Annotated in this window: 16 protein-coding genes; 11 read left to right on the forward strand and 5 right to left on the reverse strand. The window is 49.7% G+C overall.

The window, feature by feature from the left end:
- The first annotated feature begins 1,479 nt into the window (after positions 1 to 1,479).
- Positions 1,480 to 2,820, forward strand: a complete 1,341-nt coding sequence (locus DEU53_RS13650) for an MFS transporter (RefSeq protein ID WP_110867458.1) — start codon at positions 1,480 to 1,482, stop codon at positions 2,818 to 2,820.
- A gap of 309 nt (positions 2,821 to 3,129) precedes the next feature.
- On the opposite strand, the gene DEU53_RS13655 is transcribed toward DEU53_RS13650, so the two are convergent.
- Both DEU53_RS13655 and DEU53_RS13660 read right to left on the reverse strand, forming a co-directional pair.
- Positions 3,130 to 4,080: an NAD(P)-dependent oxidoreductase gene (locus DEU53_RS13655; protein WP_110867459.1), complete on the reverse strand. Its 951-nt coding sequence runs from the start codon at positions 4,078 to 4,080 to the stop codon at positions 3,130 to 3,132.
- Positions 4,080 to 4,772, reverse strand: coding sequence for an RraA family protein (locus DEU53_RS13660; protein ID WP_110867460.1), 693 nt, complete (start codon positions 4,770 to 4,772; stop codon positions 4,080 to 4,082). The genes DEU53_RS13655 and DEU53_RS13660 overlap by 1 nt, the downstream gene beginning before the upstream one ends.
- Before the next feature lie 171 nt (positions 4,773 to 4,943).
- Between DEU53_RS13660 and DEU53_RS13665 the strand changes: the two genes are divergently transcribed.
- The 6 genes from DEU53_RS13665 to DEU53_RS13690 all read left to right on the forward strand — a co-directional run bounded on the left by DEU53_RS13665 (position 4,944) and on the right by DEU53_RS13690 (position 8,386).
- Positions 4,944 to 5,654, forward strand: coding sequence for an IclR family transcriptional regulator (locus DEU53_RS13665; protein WP_110867461.1), 711 nt, complete (start codon positions 4,944 to 4,946; stop codon positions 5,652 to 5,654).
- A gap of 482 nt (positions 5,655 to 6,136) precedes the next feature.
- On the forward strand, positions 6,137 to 6,622 hold the full coding sequence (locus DEU53_RS13670; protein ID WP_110867462.1) for an Hcp family type VI secretion system effector: 486 nt from the start codon (positions 6,137 to 6,139) through the stop codon (positions 6,620 to 6,622).
- 3 nt (positions 6,623 to 6,625) lie between these two features.
- Positions 6,626 to 7,042 (forward strand): polymorphic toxin type 44 domain-containing protein, encoded by a 417-nt coding sequence (locus tag DEU53_RS13675; protein ID WP_110867463.1) that lies wholly within the window; start codon positions 6,626 to 6,628, stop codon positions 7,040 to 7,042.
- Positions 7,020 to 7,448, forward strand: a complete 429-nt coding sequence (locus DEU53_RS13680) for a hypothetical protein (RefSeq protein ID WP_110867464.1) — start codon at positions 7,020 to 7,022, stop codon at positions 7,446 to 7,448. The genes DEU53_RS13675 and DEU53_RS13680 overlap by 23 nt, the downstream gene beginning before the upstream one ends.
- Before the next feature lie 94 nt (positions 7,449 to 7,542).
- Positions 7,543 to 7,929 (forward strand): DUF1090 domain-containing protein, encoded by a 387-nt coding sequence (locus tag DEU53_RS13685; protein WP_110867465.1) that lies wholly within the window; start codon positions 7,543 to 7,545, stop codon positions 7,927 to 7,929.
- A gap of 127 nt (positions 7,930 to 8,056) precedes the next feature.
- Positions 8,057 to 8,386 (forward strand): DUF1493 family protein, encoded by a 330-nt coding sequence (locus tag DEU53_RS13690; RefSeq protein ID WP_008107769.1) that lies wholly within the window; start codon positions 8,057 to 8,059, stop codon positions 8,384 to 8,386.
- A gap of 30 nt (positions 8,387 to 8,416) precedes the next feature.
- On the opposite strand, the gene DEU53_RS13695 is transcribed toward DEU53_RS13690, so the two are convergent.
- Positions 8,417 to 9,196, reverse strand: coding sequence for an NAD(P)H-dependent oxidoreductase (locus tag DEU53_RS13695; RefSeq protein WP_101762210.1), 780 nt, complete (start codon positions 9,194 to 9,196; stop codon positions 8,417 to 8,419).
- A gap of 88 nt (positions 9,197 to 9,284) precedes the next feature.
- Between DEU53_RS13695 and DEU53_RS13700 the strand changes: the two genes are divergently transcribed.
- Entirely contained in the window at positions 9,285 to 10,187 is a 903-nt protein-coding gene (locus DEU53_RS13700; RefSeq protein WP_110867466.1) for a LysR family transcriptional regulator, read from the forward strand.
- Here the strand turns inward: DEU53_RS13700 and DEU53_RS13705 are convergent.
- A complete protein-coding gene (locus tag DEU53_RS13705) occupies positions 10,184 to 13,426 on the reverse strand; it encodes a DEAD/DEAH box helicase (protein ID WP_110867467.1) in 3,243 nt (1,080 codons plus the stop codon). The genes DEU53_RS13700 and DEU53_RS13705 overlap by 4 nt on opposite strands.
- A 212-nt stretch (positions 13,427 to 13,638) precedes the next feature.
- On the opposite strand from DEU53_RS13705, the gene DEU53_RS13710 reads away from it, so the two are divergent.
- Complete coding sequence (locus DEU53_RS13710; protein WP_110867468.1) at positions 13,639 to 14,688, forward strand: DUF1176 domain-containing protein; 1,050 nt, start codon at positions 13,639 to 13,641, stop codon at positions 14,686 to 14,688.
- A gap of 82 nt (positions 14,689 to 14,770) precedes the next feature.
- Here DEU53_RS13710 and DEU53_RS13715 read toward each other — a convergent pair whose 3' ends face one another.
- Entirely contained in the window at positions 14,771 to 15,448 is a 678-nt protein-coding gene (locus DEU53_RS13715; RefSeq protein ID WP_101762207.1) for a YecA family protein, read from the reverse strand.
- A 215-nt stretch (positions 15,449 to 15,663) separates the two neighbouring features.
- Here DEU53_RS13715 and DEU53_RS13720 point away from each other — a divergent pair, with 215 nt between their 5' ends.
- Together DEU53_RS13720 and DEU53_RS13725 are read left to right on the forward strand one after the other, a co-directional pair.
- Positions 15,664 to 16,680: an isopenicillin N synthase family oxygenase gene (locus tag DEU53_RS13720; protein ID WP_110867469.1), complete on the forward strand. Its 1,017-nt coding sequence runs from the start codon at positions 15,664 to 15,666 to the stop codon at positions 16,678 to 16,680.
- A 17-nt stretch (positions 16,681 to 16,697) separates the two neighbouring features.
- Complete coding sequence (locus tag DEU53_RS13725) at positions 16,698 to 17,480, forward strand: MetQ/NlpA family ABC transporter substrate-binding protein (RefSeq protein ID WP_101762205.1); 783 nt, start codon at positions 16,698 to 16,700, stop codon at positions 17,478 to 17,480.
- The last annotated feature ends 31 nt before the right edge of the window (positions 17,481 to 17,511 follow it).

The following is a 17,511-nucleotide window of genomic DNA, read 5'->3' on the forward strand; positions in this document are numbered from 1 at the left end:
TCTGCTCTGGCGTGTAGTTAATCCGAGTTCTTCGTTTCATGGCAACGCCCCCCTTGATTAAGGATAGCGTTGCATCGACCCATTGAACTCACAGCACAAAGCGGACATTAGGTTAAATAAACGCGGGAGAAGGCGAGATGCTTCAAGCTCAGGTAACAACTTTCTAGCTGTAACTGGGCAGCATTTCAGCCATCCACAGGGCGTAAGAGCCAAGTGCACTCAATATGTAGAATGCGAGCTTTCGGCCACTTCAGCCCCTAAGCGCTATTTCTATCATTCCTATCGCGCTTACATTGAAGCCAACCGCCATAAGATTCCGCATAACATAAATATGTTTGACCTGCTACTTAAGAGCATCATTCGGTTGCGCGGGGCATCACTGACTAAAGCTTCACAAAAAGTCAGTGATGCAATCCAATCTCGATCTCACGGGAGAGAGCACGAGCGATTAGCTGCTAGGGTGCGATGAGCCCACAGCAATATGACTATATTTTCCGGCGAAAGCCGGTTTTTTACGTCCAGACTTCACCTGATATGAATGATAATCGTCACCCTGTACCAATCATTCACAGTATAAGGTTATGTTTCTAATCATAAAAATCAATAAGTGAACAATGTGAAGGATAATTATTAAAATCTTTTTTTAGGTGGAAAATGATTGTGTGGATTTCAACCTATAGAACGAATCCGCCACATTAAGCAGGCTTTTACTTGAAACGGGCAATAAAAAAATTTAGTGAAAGGATATCTATGAAGATTTCGCCAAAAAAAATCGGGGGCACATAAGGGGGCATTAGCAGTGATGGCTTTTTGTTTTTTATTTAAAATCAATTATTTGAATTGATTGTCGAGTCCGGCCTTCGCACCATTTAAAGATACGAGAACTTCCGTAACAGTCCGCAAGTTACTAAAATTAAAGCCGAAAGGTTTTTTTTTTGTCCAAATTCGTCCGAGCCTTTTTGTGGTTATGCTAAGGTCGACGGGGCACTTCCTCTTCTATTGTCTTTTTCTCATGAAGTACAATTCAACGCCCGCCCGATCAAAACCCGACTTTTTGCTTGTTGGTTTCGCTTTGCGTCGTCACAGTGAGTTTTAACAGCAGCGCCTGTTGATGACCAGGTCTTGATATTCCATCCTGCGAAATTGGAAATACATTTAATTGATTGATATTGCTGATTTATATTTCCTTTATTAGTCTCAGTTAATTTTTCCATTCCTGCCGTTTTACTTACCTCATTTCTTATGATTTTCAGTAGACCCGCGGTGCGCGCGAAAAAGAAATCTCGCCAGCATCACAAAAATGAAAATCATCAGATACCTTTCTGTGACAAAAGACACAACCTGATTACAACTTCAGGCACAGAAGGGCGTTTGTCGAGATAATGATTGTACTCTGTACATCTAAGTTTTACACAGTACAACAATCGGCATTGCGAACATATCATCGCGTAAGGCCATGACAAACTTGTGAGGATTATCATGTCTGAGAAAAAGCACACCACGTCTTTCTCTGCCGATATAGAGCAGCAGACCGTTAAGAAGGTGGTTTGGCGCATTTTGCCCTTTCTCATCGTCTGCTATCTGATTGCCATCATTGATCGTGGCAACATCGGTATGGCCTCGCTACAGATGAATGAAGATTTGGGATTATCTAAAGCCGTTTTTGGTCTGGCCAGTAGCCTGTTCTTTGTGGGTTACTTTCTTTTTGAAGTACCCAGCAACCTTGCGATGCAGAAAATCGGTGCGAAGATTTGGATCTCTCGCATCATGGTCTCGTGGGGCATTATCTCGGTCTGTACCGCCTTCGTTGAGAGTGCCAATACACTTTACGTATTGCGTTTTTTACTGGGTGCAGCTGAGGCCGGATTCTTCCCTGGCGTGATTCTCTATCTGACTTACTGGATTCCGGGTAAATATCGCGCCCGCGTGATCGCCACCTTTATGGTTGCCATCCCCGCAGCGAATTTTATCGGCTCGCCCATTTCTGGGGCCATATTGTCACTTGATGGCTGGTACGGCATGCGCGGCTGGCATTGGTTGTTCATCCTGGAAGGCATTCCAGCGGTGGTTTTGGGGATTGCCGCCTTCTTTATGCTGAGCAACAGACCAAGCGATGCCAGCTGGTTAAATCAGGAACAAAAAGCGTGGCTGAATAGCACGCTTGAAGCCGAGAACGCGAAGAAGAAAGCCATCGGCCACATCTCTTTATGGCAACTGCTGCGCCATAAACATATCTGGGTGATGGCGCTGATTTATGCCGGCGCTTCTGCGGCAGGCTCAACGCTGAGCGTCTGGTCGCCGCAACTGCTTAAATCATATGGCCTGGATAACTTCACCACCGGTTTGGTGAACGCCATCCCTTACGGTCTGGCATCTATCCTGATGATTGTGTGGGGCAGAAGCTCCGATCGCAGCGGCGAGCGTCGCTGGCATACCGCGTTAACCCTTTTCCTGATTGCGGGTGGTCTGTTATCTGCCTTTATCACCAACAGTTTGACGGGCAGCGTGGTGATTCTGTCGCTGGTGCTGGTAGGCGCGTATTCAATGAAAGGTCCGTTCTGGGCGCTCGCATCGGGATGGATGTCTTCCACTACTGCGGCCGCCGGTCTGGCTGCGATTGGCGCCATGGCTAACCTGATCGGCGGAGGATTGATGGTCAACGTTTACGGCATCATCAACCAGGCCACGGGCAGCCACACACTGGCTATGGTGCCGCTGGCGATTCTGTGTGGTATTGGCGGTATCGCCGTGCTGATCATGGGCCGCAAAAAAGAGTTAAACATTGAAGTCGAAAACACCGCGTCGCCGGTGAGTAAATAACGTCACCCTCCCGCGGGCGCTTATCTGAGCGTCTGCGGGAGGCTTTTCTCCCATTCCTCCCACCATCAATCCACTCCAAAAGAAGTTCACGTTCTGCCTCATCCAAGCTATGCACTTCTCGTTATCAAGCCGCTAAACGTCAGTGAGATCTCAGTGACAAGTCTGGATTGGAAAGACGTAACTGTCTTATCGAAGGTTCAACGCTGAGGGAGTGACGAAGATTTGCAGTGATAGCCGAGGTTGATGAACGACCTTACCAGCAAGCAAGTTGGTCAGGTCGTTTAACAAATGGTGGGGAAGGTTAATGCATTAAGACAGGGCACTTTCACTTTTGATCGGTTCAGCCAGCACCTTCAAAACGTTACTCGCTGCAGCTGTTCCCATTTTCACGTATGAGTTGTCACTGACGCCACCAATGTGCGGCGACAGGATGACGTTATCAACAGCCTGCCAGACATGTGGTGCGGTCAGCGGCTCAACAGCAAAACTATCCAGAGCAGCCCAGCTAAGGGTGCCGTCACCCAGCGCCGTTAGAAGCGCGTTATCATCGATCAGGCCACCGCGTGCGGTATTGACGAGAATCGCGCCTTTTTTACACTGACTCAGCCTGTCGCTGTTGATCATGTGCTGTGTCTGTTCCGTCAATGGGCAGTGCAATGAAATCACATCTGCCTGTTGTAGCAGAGCTTCAAGCGTGGAGGATTCACACTCGTCGGGAAAGGACCTGGCGAACGGATCATAGGCAAGGACTTTCATACCAAACGCTTTGCCAATGCGAGCGACCCGACCGCCAATCGCACCCAATCCAATCAGACCCAGCGTTCGGCCTTCAAGCTCAACCGACTTGTGGGTCGACTTGTCCCAATGTCCCTGACGCATTCGGCGATCCAGTGGGAGAACCGCTTTGGCGCAGGCCAATATCATCGTCCATGTATGTTCAGCCACCGCTGCTGCATTAGCACCGGGCGCTGCCTGCACGCTGATATGGCGCTCAGCCGCCGCTTTTTGATCGATAACATCAATGCCGCTGCCGTGCTTGGAAATAACCCGCAGGTGAGGTGCGGCATCCATGATGCGGGCGTTGATTTTGCCGTATCGAACAATAATCGCCACCGGATCGTGCTGGTGACACAGCTGACACAATTCGTCTTCGCTGGGCTTTATGCCTGCGTAAACGATATCAAAGCCCTTGAGCAAGCCTAACGCTTCCTGCGCCAAATCGCTGCCGGTTACCAAAATTACGGGATGAGAAGATGCCATCACAATTCCTCCCCTTCATTCAACATTCCAGCCGCAAGCAGGGCTTTTTCCAGCCAGGGTGCGCGAATATCGCCTTCACGGATGGCGGCAATGCGTTTGGTCTCGGCATCCCGTTTTTTCTGTGCCAGCTCAATCAGCGCTGGTACATCTTCACGTGGCAGAACGACCACGCCGTCGACATCACCAATGATCAAATCACCAGGCTGGATAGTCGCTCCGGCAACAGAAACAGGATAGTTAACGCGGCCCGCGACAGATTTGGTCGGGCCACAAGGATTCAGACCTGCGGAAAACACCGGGAAGCCGTTTTCGCACAGTGCGTCGGCGTCGCGAACTGCACCATCGATGATGATTCCTGCGATGCCCGACGCTTCTGCCTGAGTGGACATGATTTCACCAATCAAAGCACAGCTGATATCGCCTTTACCGTCGACGACGATAACATCGCCAGGCTGAGCGATGGCGAGCGCCGCGTGAATGGCAAGGTTATCGCCCGGCCGAACCTCAACCGTGATGGCGGGGCCAGCAACTTTCATGGTGGGTGAAACGGGCTTTACGCGACCGTGCAGCGTACCGCGACGTCCGGCAACATCGGCAAGAATAGCGGCCTGAAACTCAGCAGCCTGTTTGACCAGCTCGGGCGCTGTACGGGTAAGGTCGCGCTTGATGAACGTATTCTCTGCGTGTGGCATAAATCACCTCTTCATGTTTTACCTGATACAACTATGTTGTACTATGTAAAACCACTATATCGATGTTAAATCAGATCGCACCAGCGTTAAGCTTTCATTTGTGATGTAAATACGATGTGAATCACAAATTGCACGGTAAACTCTTACCGTCGCAAACAGGAGACCTTACCGATGGGGAATGAAGGCGTAATTGCCGTTGAGAAAGCGCTGGCACTACTGGATTGTTTTAAGCCTGGCGAAGAGGCGTTGACGCTCACCGCTCTGGCACAATTTTCGGGCTACCATAAAACGACGGTTTACCGTCTTATGAACTCACTTGAACGCATGAACTACGTCATCAGACGCGACAGCGGCGTTTACACGTTGGGTCCCAGACTGCTTTATCTTGGCAAGCTCTATGAACAGTCATTTCATCTGGCCAGTATTGTCCAGCCTGAACTGCACGCGCTGGCAACGGCGACGGGTGAAAGCGCCACATGGTATGTGATTGAGAACGGTCAAAGGCTTTGCTTATTCAGAGCGGAGCCCTCCGAAGGATTACGAGAAACGCGCTTACCCGGTACTTTTTTGCCGCTGGATAATTCAGCAATAGGGCAAGTGCTTCGCCATTGGGGACTCAATGAACCGCTTCTTGAATCTGCCCCAGAATTACCGCTCTTTACCTCCGGCATGCGTGATCCGCACATTGCTGCATTCTCTCTTCCTGTTTTTGGTGAGGGAAATAAACTGCTCGCGGCGCTGGCATTAACAGGTCCGTCATCGCGTTTAACGCAATCGATGCGCGACAGCGGTGTGGGCAAGATAATGAAAGAGACGGCTTACAGCCTCTCCCTAAAGCTCGGCGCCCCTAAGATCAAATGTGATCATTTTTATTCGCTCTAGCTGGCCTGGATAGGTTCGCTTTGTAAATGATATGCCGCGAGTATTGCTAACTTCAGCAGTATGAATGCTAACAATTTCACCTGGGTATGAAGAAGATAACCGGGTGAATCGCACAGCGAAAGCAATCCTGCATCGCTACCAGCTTAATTAAGTCGCTTACGAGCGCTTTTTATGTGTCTGAAATTCTGTCTGGCTCCGTAGAAAAATGCCCAAAATGAAGTTCATTACACATTCGCCATCAGTAAGTATTCAAAAAGTTAAAACTACGGTTCGTCGTTTCAACATTATTGTTGGAATCTTTTATGCGAACTCCTAATTTAAAATTGAGGGTGTTTCCCTCCGCATTTCTATCAGTTTTAAAACATCGATTCCAATACAGCATCTAAATAAAAATTTGCTCTAAACACCATGAAATAACTGTGTGTTATTGGTTTTTTTGTGTATCCTCGCTTAAAGGATGAACAAAAAAAGGACGATGTAAAATGCCTATTCCAGCAAATCTCTGGCTAAAAGATGATGGCGGGGCTGATATTCGTGGCTCCGTTGATGTGCAAAATCGTGAGGGCAGTATTGAAGTTACCGGATTTTCTCATAACGTTAGACTCCCAACTGAGCCTCAAACAGGTAAACCCACTGGCACACGAAAGCATGCACCTATAATCATTCAAAAAGAATTTGATGCTTCTTCACCGTATCTTTACAAGGCTGTAGCAACAGGTCAAAACTTAGCATCAGCTGAATTTAAGTGGTATCACATTAATGATGCTGGACAGGAAGTCGAATATTTCAATATCCTGATCGAAGGTGTGAAAATAATTGGTGTGTCACCAGTAATGCACGATACAAAAGACCCTGCAAAAGAGAAACATAATCACCTCGAATGTGTTGAGTTTGCATACGAAAAAATTACATGGAAATATTGTGACGGCAATATTATGTTCTCTGATAGCTGGAATGAGAGAGCATAATCAATGCGCTATCCAACTTTGGCTGCATCGCCGCAGCCGCCATTTGATATTATCTCGTTTAGCCCGCCGGGAGTTTCAATCCTCAACAATATGATGCTGGCTCGTTTGCACAAAGGCCCGTCAGCCATGACCTATGTGTGGTTTTATAGTCAAGTGAGAGGACATGGCCCATGGGATTATAAAAATCAAAGTGGTAAACAGTATGCCAACTTTGGGAACTTCAATTATGGTGCTGTTGGACATGCGGCTGGAATTACCGAGGCTGTATTATTAAGAGCTGCAGGATGGGCGCAAAGTCGCGCAGGAACAAGCAACATAGAATTTGGAAGTTGGTATGGTTCTAGCCCATTTGGCGACGATCCGGAAGACCAGTATTGGATAAGAGCAGGAATTGAATATGCTAAACGCTCAGGCTTTTAAGAAGCGTCATGCCTTAATAATGTTTATTATAATGATTATTTGTTTAGGTGCTTATTTTTTATCAAAATTATCTCCGTTGGAACAATCAATTGTCCATGAGCAGGCGGTTAATACTCATGCTACTGTTTTCATAACTGAGGCAAGTGCAGGCGCTACGACGGATTTTTCCTATCGTTTTTACTTATACGATGCAAGTAAAACCGTGGAGGAATTCAAGAAGGCTTTAAGTAATGATTATTCACCCTTCCTCATTACTTCTGATTCCAAAGCACTAAATAAGATTGAAAATGGAGTGATTTATTTAAATGTGAAAGGTAAGGTTTTTTCTTTTAATAATCTCCCTGCTTATAAATACAATAATTCCATTTATACCATTCCCGTCGTTATCACGGCAAAGCCATACTGATTCTACGCAAAGTTAGTGCTGATGTGTGGTCCTTAAGATCTTGTTAAGAACTCTTCGTATAATAGCGCCCATCAATGTAAACCAAGAGTTCACCATGAAAAACACCCTGATTTCCCTGTCGATTCTTTTCTCTGCTTTGACCGTGACGTCTGTTCAGGCTGCCAACCCAGCTACTGGCTGCGCCGCTAAAAAGCAGGATATCCAGCAAGAGCTGGCGATGGCGCGTGAGCATGGCAATGCTGCGCGCATCGCCGGTCTCGAAAAGGCGTTACGCGAAACCAATGCAAACTGCACCGACAGCGGCTTGCTCAAAGCGCGCCAGCAGAAAGTGGCCGAGAAGCAATTGAAAGTGCAGGAGCGCGAACAAGATCTAAGGGAAGCGCAGGCCAAAGGCCGCAGCGATAAAATTGAGAAGCAGCAGCGTAAACTGGCTGACGCGCGTGATGAGTTGAAAGAAGCGCAGGATGCATTAACGCAATAAACCAGGCATCCCGGCTGGAAAACTGGCTCTTTGTCTCAAAATTCTTCCATGGAGATTTTTTTCATCCAACTGTTGGGATTGCATGGCAGAATGGCGCTCCGGTGAAATCAGTGGAGGTGCAGAAGCGATGACAGTTGAAATTGAGCAGCGTATCTACGAGCTGGTGCGACGTTACGACGGCGTTTACCTGTTTAAGCAAAAAACGCTGACGCCGCAAATTGATATCGATAGCGATCTTAACTTCGAGCGTGAAGAAGCCGCTGCGCTGATGGATGAGTTCTTCGGCGAGTTCAGCGTTGATCGCGGCGGATTCGTCATTGAAACCTACTATCCCGATGAGCCCTCGCTGGCGCAGATTCTCAATCCATTCAATAAGCGTGAAGTGCCGGTGGTACCCGATTTCACGCTGGGAATGTTGATTGAATCAGCAAAAGCGGGGCGCTGGCTGTACGAGTAACAGCAGGCTCAGCGCCGAGTCTGCCACCTTTCACCGCTTCACATGCACGCCAAAGCCACTCTCTTCCGGGACAAACTCCGCCTTTAAGGTCAGCGCAGGAATCTCATAGTCGCCGCTGTTCTGCTGACGGTAGGCAATGGGCGCGGTTTCCGCCAACGTATCTAGCCTTGTAGCCAGCGCATCGCACCAGCCAGCAAATCGTTCTGCTGCTGACTTTTGTACCCGATAGAAAACCAGCGGCGGCAGCACGCTAAAGCCGGGATAAAACAGCATGCCGTGCTGAATCGGAAACAGCAGATCGTTGATCGGGCCGTTAATGCCGCGCGGGCTGTAGTGCGATTCCCATCCGCCGGTCGTCACCACCAGCATTGCACGTTTACCGCTAAGATTGCCTTCGCCGTAACGATCGCCCCAATGCTGTTCGTTGTGCTCGCCCACGCCGTAAGCAAAACCGTTGGCGTAAACGCGGTCAAACCAGCCTTTCATGATGGCGGGCATCGAAAACCACCACAGCGGAAATTGAAAAATCACCGTATCGGCCCAGCGCAATTTTTCCTGCTCCGCGGCGATATCGGCGGCCTGTAGCTGATGATCGTAGGCGAAGCGAGAATCCAGCGTCGCATCGAAGTGATCGCCCATAAATGGGGCGCGCGTGTCGGCAGCGTCGAGCGGCGCTTTCCACTGCATCGCATAGAGATCAGAGACCTGCACCTGATGTCCGGCATGCTGCAGATGCTGCACGGCAAAGTCTTTAAGTGAACCGCTCAGCGAACGCGGTTCCGGATGGGCATACACAATCAGTACATTCATGGGCTTAATCCTGTGAGATGAAAACCACTGCAGATTAAGTCGGCGCTGGCTATAGTGGAAATCAATTGCTGATATCTCAGGTATAGCCATAGTGAATATCGACTCGCTGGATTTGAATCTGCTGCAGACGCTCAACGTGCTGCTAAGCGAACTCAACGTCACGCGCGCGGCGCAGCGTTTGCATCTCTCGCAGCCTTCCGTCAGCGCTCAGTTGGCGCGATTGCGTAGGCATTTTGACGATCCGCTATTGTTACCGGGGCCGCGTGGCATGCTGCCAACGGCGCGCGCAGCAGCTCTGCGTGAGCCGCTGCGCCTGGCGCTGGAAGCGGTTGAGCGTGCGGTCGCGCCGCCCGATGCCTTCAATCCGGCCAATGCCGATAACACCTGGCGCATCGCCGCCACCGATTACACCTCGTCAGCGTTGGTGCTGCCTGCGCTCAACCTGATCCGCGCTGCTGCGCCGCAAAGTCGCATGGCGATATTGGCGCTGAATCCGCCGCTGGTGGCGCAGCAGTTGGAAAAAGGCGAGCTGGATGTGGTGTTTCATACGGGCGATAACGCGCCGCCGACGCTGCATCAACGCAAACTGTTCAGCGAGCGCTACGTGCTGGCGGGACGGTGCGATCACCCGCAGTTGCAACGTCTGCCGACGCTGGATCAATTCTGTCAGCTGGAATTTGTCATGGTATCGCCCGATGGCGGTGGCTTTAGCGCCGCCACCGATAATGCGCTGGCGAAGCTCGGGCGTTCACGCCGCGTGGTGCTGTCGGTGCCGCACTTCTTGTTTATGCAGGAAACGCTGGCGAGCAGTGATTTAGTGGCGGTGCTGCCCGAGCGGTTGGTGCGTCACGCTTCGCACCTCGCGGTTATCGATCTGCCGCTGGAAGTGCCGGGCTTTGATATTTTGCTGCTGTGGCATGAACGTCTGCACCGCGATCCGGCCCAGCAGTGGCTGCGGCAGCAGATTGTGGCGGCGCTGTCACGTTCTTAATCAAACTGCACAACCTCAAGTTTTTCCGAGATTTCCGGAGGCGCCATTTTGCTTAGCATTTCGTTAGCGATATTAAAATAATCGCATCCTGCCCAAATGGCCTTGCTGCCGATGATATAAACCCGTTTCTGCGCACGCGTTACTGCAACGTTTAACAAATTGGGTTTTGAAGATGCCCATTTCTCTCCGCCAGAATTATTAGCCGATAAACCGAGCACAATAATGACATTTTTTTCTTCTTTTCCCTGAAAGGTATGAACAGTACCAATCCTATCATCAATCCAGCGATTGATATCCTTGATGCCTTTTAGTTCCTGACTCAATAGGAATTTAAGTTGGTTTTTTATCTGTTTGAAGGGTGAAATAATATAGACGTCGGGCAGCGCGCCATGATATTCAAACCAGTCCTTTACCATCATGAGGACTTTTTTCCCCTGTGCGGGAACGTAATGTTTTCCTTCCACTTCACCACAGACATCTAACCAGCAACTCTCTCCCCAAATATCATTTTCAGTAGGCCAACGCTTGTCCCGACCATGTAGCATTTTATTGTTGTAAGCAATTGTGTTGGCGATACTGAACATTGGCTCATCACAGCGCCGATGGACGCGCAGCGGACTGCCGAGCCAATTCTTATTAGATATTTGTGCTGAACCATACGGGTTCACTCTATCTGCAAGATTTTGTACTGATTGTGTTGTTGGAGACCACTGGCGCCAATCATCAGCAAAGGCACGCTGTGCAAGAGCTTCAACGAATGCTGGAGGAATAGTAAAAACGGGCTCAATCTGTAATGGATCTCCCACCACAACAGTACGTTTCGCGCGCCATAATGCTCCAGCCGCTTGTTGAGGTGTTGCCTGCCCAGCTTCATCAATAAATAACCATCCAATATCGCCAGCACCTAAATGCATGAACTGACGATGCACGGAGGCAAATGTAGAAGAAACCACCGGCACAATCATAAATAGAAGTTGCCACAACGCACGGCAGGCTTTGCTATCTGCTACACCACCGTTTATGGCGTCGCTGACGGAGAATATAACTTTAAGTAAGTTGCACTCTTTATAAGCTTCTTTCAGCCATGATTGGTGTAAATCAAGGGCACATGCTGAAAGCCGACTACGGGCTGCATTCAATATTGCGCCTTGGCCGAAAGCGGTACGTTGAATGTCCTCAGCCTCAATATTGATATCATCCGCAGCAAAAATGGTATCTTGATATTTAATCTTTAACGTCGAGCAATATTGTTGTTTTGCATCCAGTTCACGTCTCGTTTGACTTAAACTTTGTTCAGTCAACTCCAATAGTGCCGAAGCAGAGCCTAATCTCTTTTTTAATCCTTTAATAATGACTTTAAGACGAGAGATCTTTCCAAATCTTAACGTCCACCATTTTGGTAAACGTTCAGCGCACCGCGTTGTTCGGGCGTGGAGTGAAAATATTCGTAAGCGTAACTGTTCTATTTTAAGCTGCTGTTGATGGAAAATATTGGACAGATCATTCAGACGTTCAAGTTGCTGAACTTCCTGAATGATACCTTGATAGTTTTGTTGCGCCTGAATAAAGGCTTTTTTAGCTGTTGAGAAGCTCACTATGTCTTTATTTTTTAAGGATTCAAACAGATGTCTGTATTCATCAGCCGGTGGTGTAGTTACAGCTTTTGTATGATTTTGTGTGAAAACTTTTTCTTTGAAGCGATCGCGATTCTTTTTCTTACCTAAAGCTACAGCAATCAATCCCCAGCAATCATCTTCTGGCGCAAGAGGTTTAATTAAATAGGTTTTATCTTCTTGTTTTTCATCTTCTTTCAAAATGCGTGAAAATGCTGCAAGTTTACGCGCGGCTGATTTAAAATAATCATGATGTTGCCAATCATCGCCAAGACTTTTTAACTGCGGTAGTTCGCGAGAGATGTTTTCAACAGCAGCATTATTGCTTGAAACAACCACCATTTCGTAGCCACACAGTTCAGAGCGCAGGCAGGGAATCTTTCGTGTGTCGCCATTAACGTCGATGGTAAACGAGCCAGAAAAGGCATCCTCAACCCGATCGAAACTTGCAAGAATAGCAGCACGCTTGACTATATTATTCGCAATTACATCACGTAGTAATGTGGTTTTTCCCGTTCCTGGAGGACCATTAACTGAATATAGCCCTTGATGCGTCAGTTCTTGTTCAAGAGTATTAATGGCAAATTGTTGCATTAAACTCATATTGTGTCTGCTATCTGAAAGCCAGCGCCCGGCAGGAAGCTGGGATAATCGTAATTTATTAATTAATAGCGTTCGTCCTGCCGGTAGAAGAAGATCTGCTTTTCTTTTACGACTTCCGGTTAGATAGCGACCTAATGGAGAATTAGCTTCTAGCTTATTCCGCTTGATATCTTGTATTATCAGCTCGATATCATGTAAGTAGAAGCTGTTTAATATACTTATTTCATTTGAGTAGTGGGCGGCAGAGTTCGAAGAATACTCCGGTTCGTTTAAAAGTTTCTTTTCAGCTATGTCGCTAAGGCCTGAAATTAAATCCAGGTCTAGCGGGGACGAGATATGAATTTTTTTAGGTGTAGTTTCATTTAACTTAATGAATAACGCAGGAGCAGGGATTTGAGGAGTGAAAGTCGTCCATTGTGCCATTGCTTTTAAAAATGCAATGATTTCGAAAGTGGTTAAAATAGACGGTAGGTGGTGTTGTTTTTTTAAATTATCAGCGACCGTAATAATTTCTTTAAAGCGCTGTTGTAATTTTTTTGTATCAACTTCATATGAATCAAAGTTAAGCCGATCTAATCCACCTTCTGCTATCTGACCTAATGCCCAGGTTACGGTGGAAAATTCGAAACTATCACTATCGATAACGCCATTATGGTCAATCTTACATTTTATCGAGCATGTACGACCTTCATTACCGAGTGCATCACTCTCGATATCACTGTTTTCAGCAACGAAAGGTTTGGCTTGCTGGAATATTTCGTCACGATCAAAAATGCCAAAAAAGAGTTCGTAGCGGTATTTTTTCTCAGGTAAATAGTCACTGCCTGCGCGCCTGACTTGCTGTGGTTCAATCCAGGGGAGTGAAGTAATATCTTGTAATTCTTCAATGTTAAGTTGAATTACGCCATCCGCATTATCTTCAAGATCTTTAATGTCAGTTGATTCGAAAAACTCTATTTTGTGCCAATAATCAAGAATATTTATGGCCTGTTGAGTACTCGATATTTTGCTTTGCTCGTCCATGAAAATTTATATCCTCTGAATGTTTACCTGCTAATTCTTATACTACTGCTTTGAACGCTTAGCTTTCAATGATTAGCTCATCTGTGGAATGGTTAGTGGTAAACGACCCGGCAGATGCTAGTTCTTGGCCATCCACGTGACCTTAAAAATTCACTTCTCCCGCGTCACAAAAATCATCACACTAGCCACCTTTACCATTATGGAGAGATGGCATGATTACCCGATTGCTGCTGGCGATGTCGCTACTTGCCAGCCTGAGTGCGCCGCTGTTGGCAGATCAAGACGGCGTCTCGTTTAGCCACAAAGACTGGGAACTGGCCTGCGATAACACGCTGACCTGTCGTGCCGCCGGTTACAGCGCCGAAGAGGGCGCGGGCGGCTCGGTGTTGCTGGTGCGCGCGGGCGGTCCCAATGCGGTGACGCACGGTCGCGTGGTGCTGGCCGATACCGGCGATGACGATTCTAAAGTGGTGAACAACTTAGCGTTGTGGATTGATGACCATGCGCTGGGCGACGTGGCGAAAGCTGATAACGACGAATGGACGCTGACGGATGAACAAACCCAGGCGCTGATCAACGGCATTAAAGGCAGCGGCAAAGTGGAATTTCGCGGTGGTGAAGAGCCTTTCGATCTCTCCAGCAATGGCGCATTTGCGGTGCTGCTGAAGATGGATGATGCGCAAGGTCGTCTTAGTACGCCGGGCGCGTTGGTGCGCAAAGGCAACAAGCCGGAAAGCAGCGTACCGGCAGCGATGGCGATGCCGGTGATTCAGCAGGTAAAAGTGACTAAGGCCGATGCGCGTCCGTTGACGGCCGATGAGCTGGCGCTGTTGAAGCCAAAGCTGATTGCCTCACTCACCGACGACGACAGCTGCGACAATCTGGCTCCGTCCGACGATCAGCCGGAAGAGGGCGCGGAGCCGCTGACCTTAACGCCGGTTGATGATGCGCATGTGCTGATCGCCGCGCTGTGCTGGCGCGGAGCGTATAACGAAGGTTATGGCTATTGGCTGATCGATAAAGCATTGCAGGGCACGCCGCAGCTGGTGACGGATTCCGGCTCTGATTACAGTGAAGGTGTGATCTCAGAAGCGCAGAAAGGGCGCGGCATCGGCGATTGCTGGAGTACAGCGGCGTGGGTGTGGGATGGCAAAGCGTTTGAGCAGAGCAGCGATGCCACCACCGGCATGTGCCGCGCGATTCGTGCGGGCGGCGCATGGCAGTTGCCAACCTGGGTGAGCGAGGTGAAACCGGCTCCCTGATAAAAACCGCACATATCGGTAGCGGCGCGATTTAAAGGCCAGGGACGCGCAATAAATTGCGCCGCTACGGAAGGCGCAAATATTATTTACCGCAGCACTGCTTATATTTTTTACCGCTGCCGCACGGGCAAGGATCGTTACGGCCGGTTTTCTCGCCGGCAAAGTGCGGCAGTTGAGGTTCAGGATCGGGCTGCGCCATGCGCTGTTCCTGCCAGTATTCATGCAGCTCCAGCGCCGCGGGGCGAATCGCCTCGATGCTGGCTTCAAACTCTTCCGGCGTGAAGGCTTCGCGCTTCGCCAGATGATCTTCGCTGCCGTGCAAGGCAATCGTATCCATCATCGGCTGCAGTGATTCTGGCAGCAGCGACCAGTCCGCATCCAGCGCCACGCCGCGCAAATAGCCATAGCACCAATCTTCCACCACGGTGAATTCCTGGCCTTCCATCTCTTGGGTGCCAAACAGCGGATCGAACTGCTCCGGGAATTCGGCCAGGCGCTCGGCGATGTCGTTCAGATGCTGGAAGGTCAGCGTCATAAAGCGATCCATCTCACGCTCATTCGACCACTTTGGAATGTGCTTTTTGCCGCCCCACATCGCCACCAGCCATTCGCTCGGTTCGATGTCGTTCGGGCCTGAGAGCAACGCCGTCAGCATGCCGTCCAGCTCAGCGGTATCCACCACCGAGTGTTCGTTGCCGTATTTCTCCAGCATATCTTCAAGCCAGTTGAGCTCTTTTTCGGTTAACGGACCCTGGTTCATACGGCGTCTCCTGCTGTTCATTGATGGGCCATGCCCAAAGTTAATTGGCGGCGATTATAGCGGGAAGCGGGCGCGATTTATCGCTTTTTGCATATCGATTGCTGAACCTCTCCTAAAAATGATTCGCCATAACTTATCGCGCAACAGTATTGGCTGCATTTGTCAGCAGATGGCAGCGTAAAGGCAGAATTTTTCTGCACGAAGGATGCAAAAGTATGGCCAGCACATTGCCGGTACTGGATTTAGCCCTGCTGGAACTGCCGGATGCGGAACAGGCGCAATACCTCGCCGAGCTGCGCGAAACCGCGCGAGACGTCGGCTTCTTCTATCTGGTGAATCATGGCATCAATCCGCAGCTGCTGCAGAACGTGCAAAGCATCACGCGCGCGTTCTTTGCCTTGCCAGATGAAGAGAAGCAGCGCGTTTCGATGATCCATTCACCGCATTTTCGTGGCTACAACCGCGCGGGCGTGGAATACACCCGTGAGCAGCGCGATCAGCGTGAGCAGTTTGATATCGGTGCAGAACGGGCCGCCCTGACGTTGCAACCAGACGATCCGGCGTGGAAGCAGCTGCAAGGACCCAATTTGTGGCCGCAGGCGCTACCGCAGCTGCGTCCGGTGATCCACGCGTGGCAGCAGGCGATGACTGACGTGGCGCTGCGTTTACTGCGCGCCTTCGCCAAATCTCTGTCGCTGCCGCCGGACGCGTTTGACGCGCTGTACGGCACGCACCCCAACGAACATGTGAAGCTGATTCGCTATCCGGGTCAGGATGCCGCTGCCAGCCAGCAAGGTGTCGGCGCGCATAAGGATTCCGGCTTTCTGACCTTTCTGTTGCAGGACGATCAACCCGGATTGCAGGTTGAAGTCATGCCGGATCAATGGATTGATGCGCTGCCGAAACCGGGCTCTTTTGTGGTGAACATCGGCGAACTGCTGGAGATCGCCACCAACGGTTATCTGCGCGCCACCGTGCATCGCGTGGTGTCGCCGCCGGCCAAACAGCAGCGCATCTCCATTGCTTTCTTTCTCGGCGCGCAGCTCGACGCCGAAGTGCCGCTGTATCAATTACCGCCGCAGCTGGCGGCAGAAGCGCGCGGACCGACCAGCGATCCCAGCAATCCGCTGCTGCGTGAAGTGGGCTGGAACTATCTCAAAGGACGTTTGCGATCGCATCGCGACGTGGCGCAGCGTTATTACGCTGACACTCTCAATAGCGTTAAATCATAAGAAACTAAGGGAAGCAGATGAATAAAAAGGTGATAGCCGCGTTGGCGATGGTTTCGGTGTTCAGCACTTACGCCTCGGCGGCCGCGCTGCGCGTGGCGGCCGATGCCGTACCGCACAGCGAAATCCTCAACCACATCAAACAGAGCGACAAGAAACTCGATCTCAAAGTGATTGAACTCAACGGCAACCTCAACGCCAACGAACTGCTGGCGCGCGGTGACGTGGATGCCAACTACTTCCAGCATGTGCCTTATCTGCGCGATCAGGAAAAAGCGCTGGGCGAGAAATTTTCTGTGGTCGCCACCGTGCATATTGAGCCACTTGGCATCTACTCGCACAAAGTGAAATCACTGAAAGATCTGCCTGATGGCGCGCAGGTGGCGGTACCGAATAATGTCACCAATCTGAGCCGCGCACTTTATCTGTTGCAGGCCAATGGTTTGATCAAACTGAAAAGCAGCAGCGCCAACACGCTGGTGACTTCCGCAGACATTACTGACAACCCGCACCATCTGAAGATTATCGAAGTGGAAGCGCCGCAGCTGCCGCGCGCGCTGGATGATGCGCAATTGGCGATCATCAATGGCAACTACGCGTTGCAGGCCGGTTTAGTGCCGTCGAAGGATGCGCTGGCGCTGGAACAGGCGAAAGATAATCCGTATGCCAACGTGCTGGTCACCACGCCGAAACTGGCGCACGATCCGCGTATTCTGGAACTAGCGAAAGATCTGGAGTCAAAGCAAACTGCTGAATTTATTAACCAGCACTATAAAGGATCGGTTATTCCCGTTAATCAATAATCCCCGCCGCCACCTGTTTTTGGCAGGTGGC

The sequence above is a fragment of the Pantoea sp. AG1095 genome (assembly GCF_003208415.1).
Lineage (GTDB): Bacteria > Pseudomonadota > Gammaproteobacteria > Enterobacterales > Enterobacteriaceae > Pantoea > Pantoea leporis.

What these genes read in the sequence shown, in the direction of transcription:
- DEU53_RS13650 (WP_110867458.1), top strand. Translation starts at nt 1,480, where the DNA reads ATGTCTGAGAAAAAGCACACCACGTCTTTCTCTGCCGATATAGAGCAG.
- DEU53_RS13655 (WP_110867459.1), bottom strand. Translation starts at nt 4,080, where the DNA reads ATGGCATCTTCTCATCCCGTAATTTTGGTAACCGGCAGCGATTTGGCG.
- DEU53_RS13660 (WP_110867460.1), bottom strand. Translation starts at nt 4,772, where the DNA reads ATGCCACACGCAGAGAATACGTTCATCAAGCGCGACCTTACCCGTACA.
- DEU53_RS13665 (WP_110867461.1), top strand. Translation starts at nt 4,944, where the DNA reads ATGGGGAATGAAGGCGTAATTGCCGTTGAGAAAGCGCTGGCACTACTG.
- DEU53_RS13670 (WP_110867462.1), top strand. Translation starts at nt 6,137, where the DNA reads ATGCCTATTCCAGCAAATCTCTGGCTAAAAGATGATGGCGGGGCTGAT.
- DEU53_RS13675 (WP_110867463.1), top strand. Translation starts at nt 6,626, where the DNA reads ATGCGCTATCCAACTTTGGCTGCATCGCCGCAGCCGCCATTTGATATT.
- DEU53_RS13680 (WP_110867464.1), top strand. Translation starts at nt 7,020, where the DNA reads ATGCTAAACGCTCAGGCTTTTAAGAAGCGTCATGCCTTAATAATGTTT.
- DEU53_RS13685 (WP_110867465.1), top strand. Translation starts at nt 7,543, where the DNA reads ATGAAAAACACCCTGATTTCCCTGTCGATTCTTTTCTCTGCTTTGACC.
- DEU53_RS13690 (WP_008107769.1), top strand. Translation starts at nt 8,057, where the DNA reads ATGACAGTTGAAATTGAGCAGCGTATCTACGAGCTGGTGCGACGTTAC.
- DEU53_RS13695 (WP_101762210.1), bottom strand. Translation starts at nt 9,196, where the DNA reads ATGAATGTACTGATTGTGTATGCCCATCCGGAACCGCGTTCGCTGAGC.
- DEU53_RS13705 (WP_110867467.1), bottom strand. Translation starts at nt 13,426, where the DNA reads ATGGACGAGCAAAGCAAAATATCGAGTACTCAACAGGCCATAAATATT.
- DEU53_RS13710 (WP_110867468.1), top strand. Translation starts at nt 13,639, where the DNA reads ATGATTACCCGATTGCTGCTGGCGATGTCGCTACTTGCCAGCCTGAGT.
- DEU53_RS13715 (WP_101762207.1), bottom strand. Translation starts at nt 15,448, where the DNA reads ATGAACCAGGGTCCGTTAACCGAAAAAGAGCTCAACTGGCTTGAAGAT.
- DEU53_RS13720 (WP_110867469.1), top strand. Translation starts at nt 15,664, where the DNA reads ATGGCCAGCACATTGCCGGTACTGGATTTAGCCCTGCTGGAACTGCCG.
- DEU53_RS13725 (WP_101762205.1), top strand. Translation starts at nt 16,698, where the DNA reads ATGAATAAAAAGGTGATAGCCGCGTTGGCGATGGTTTCGGTGTTCAGC.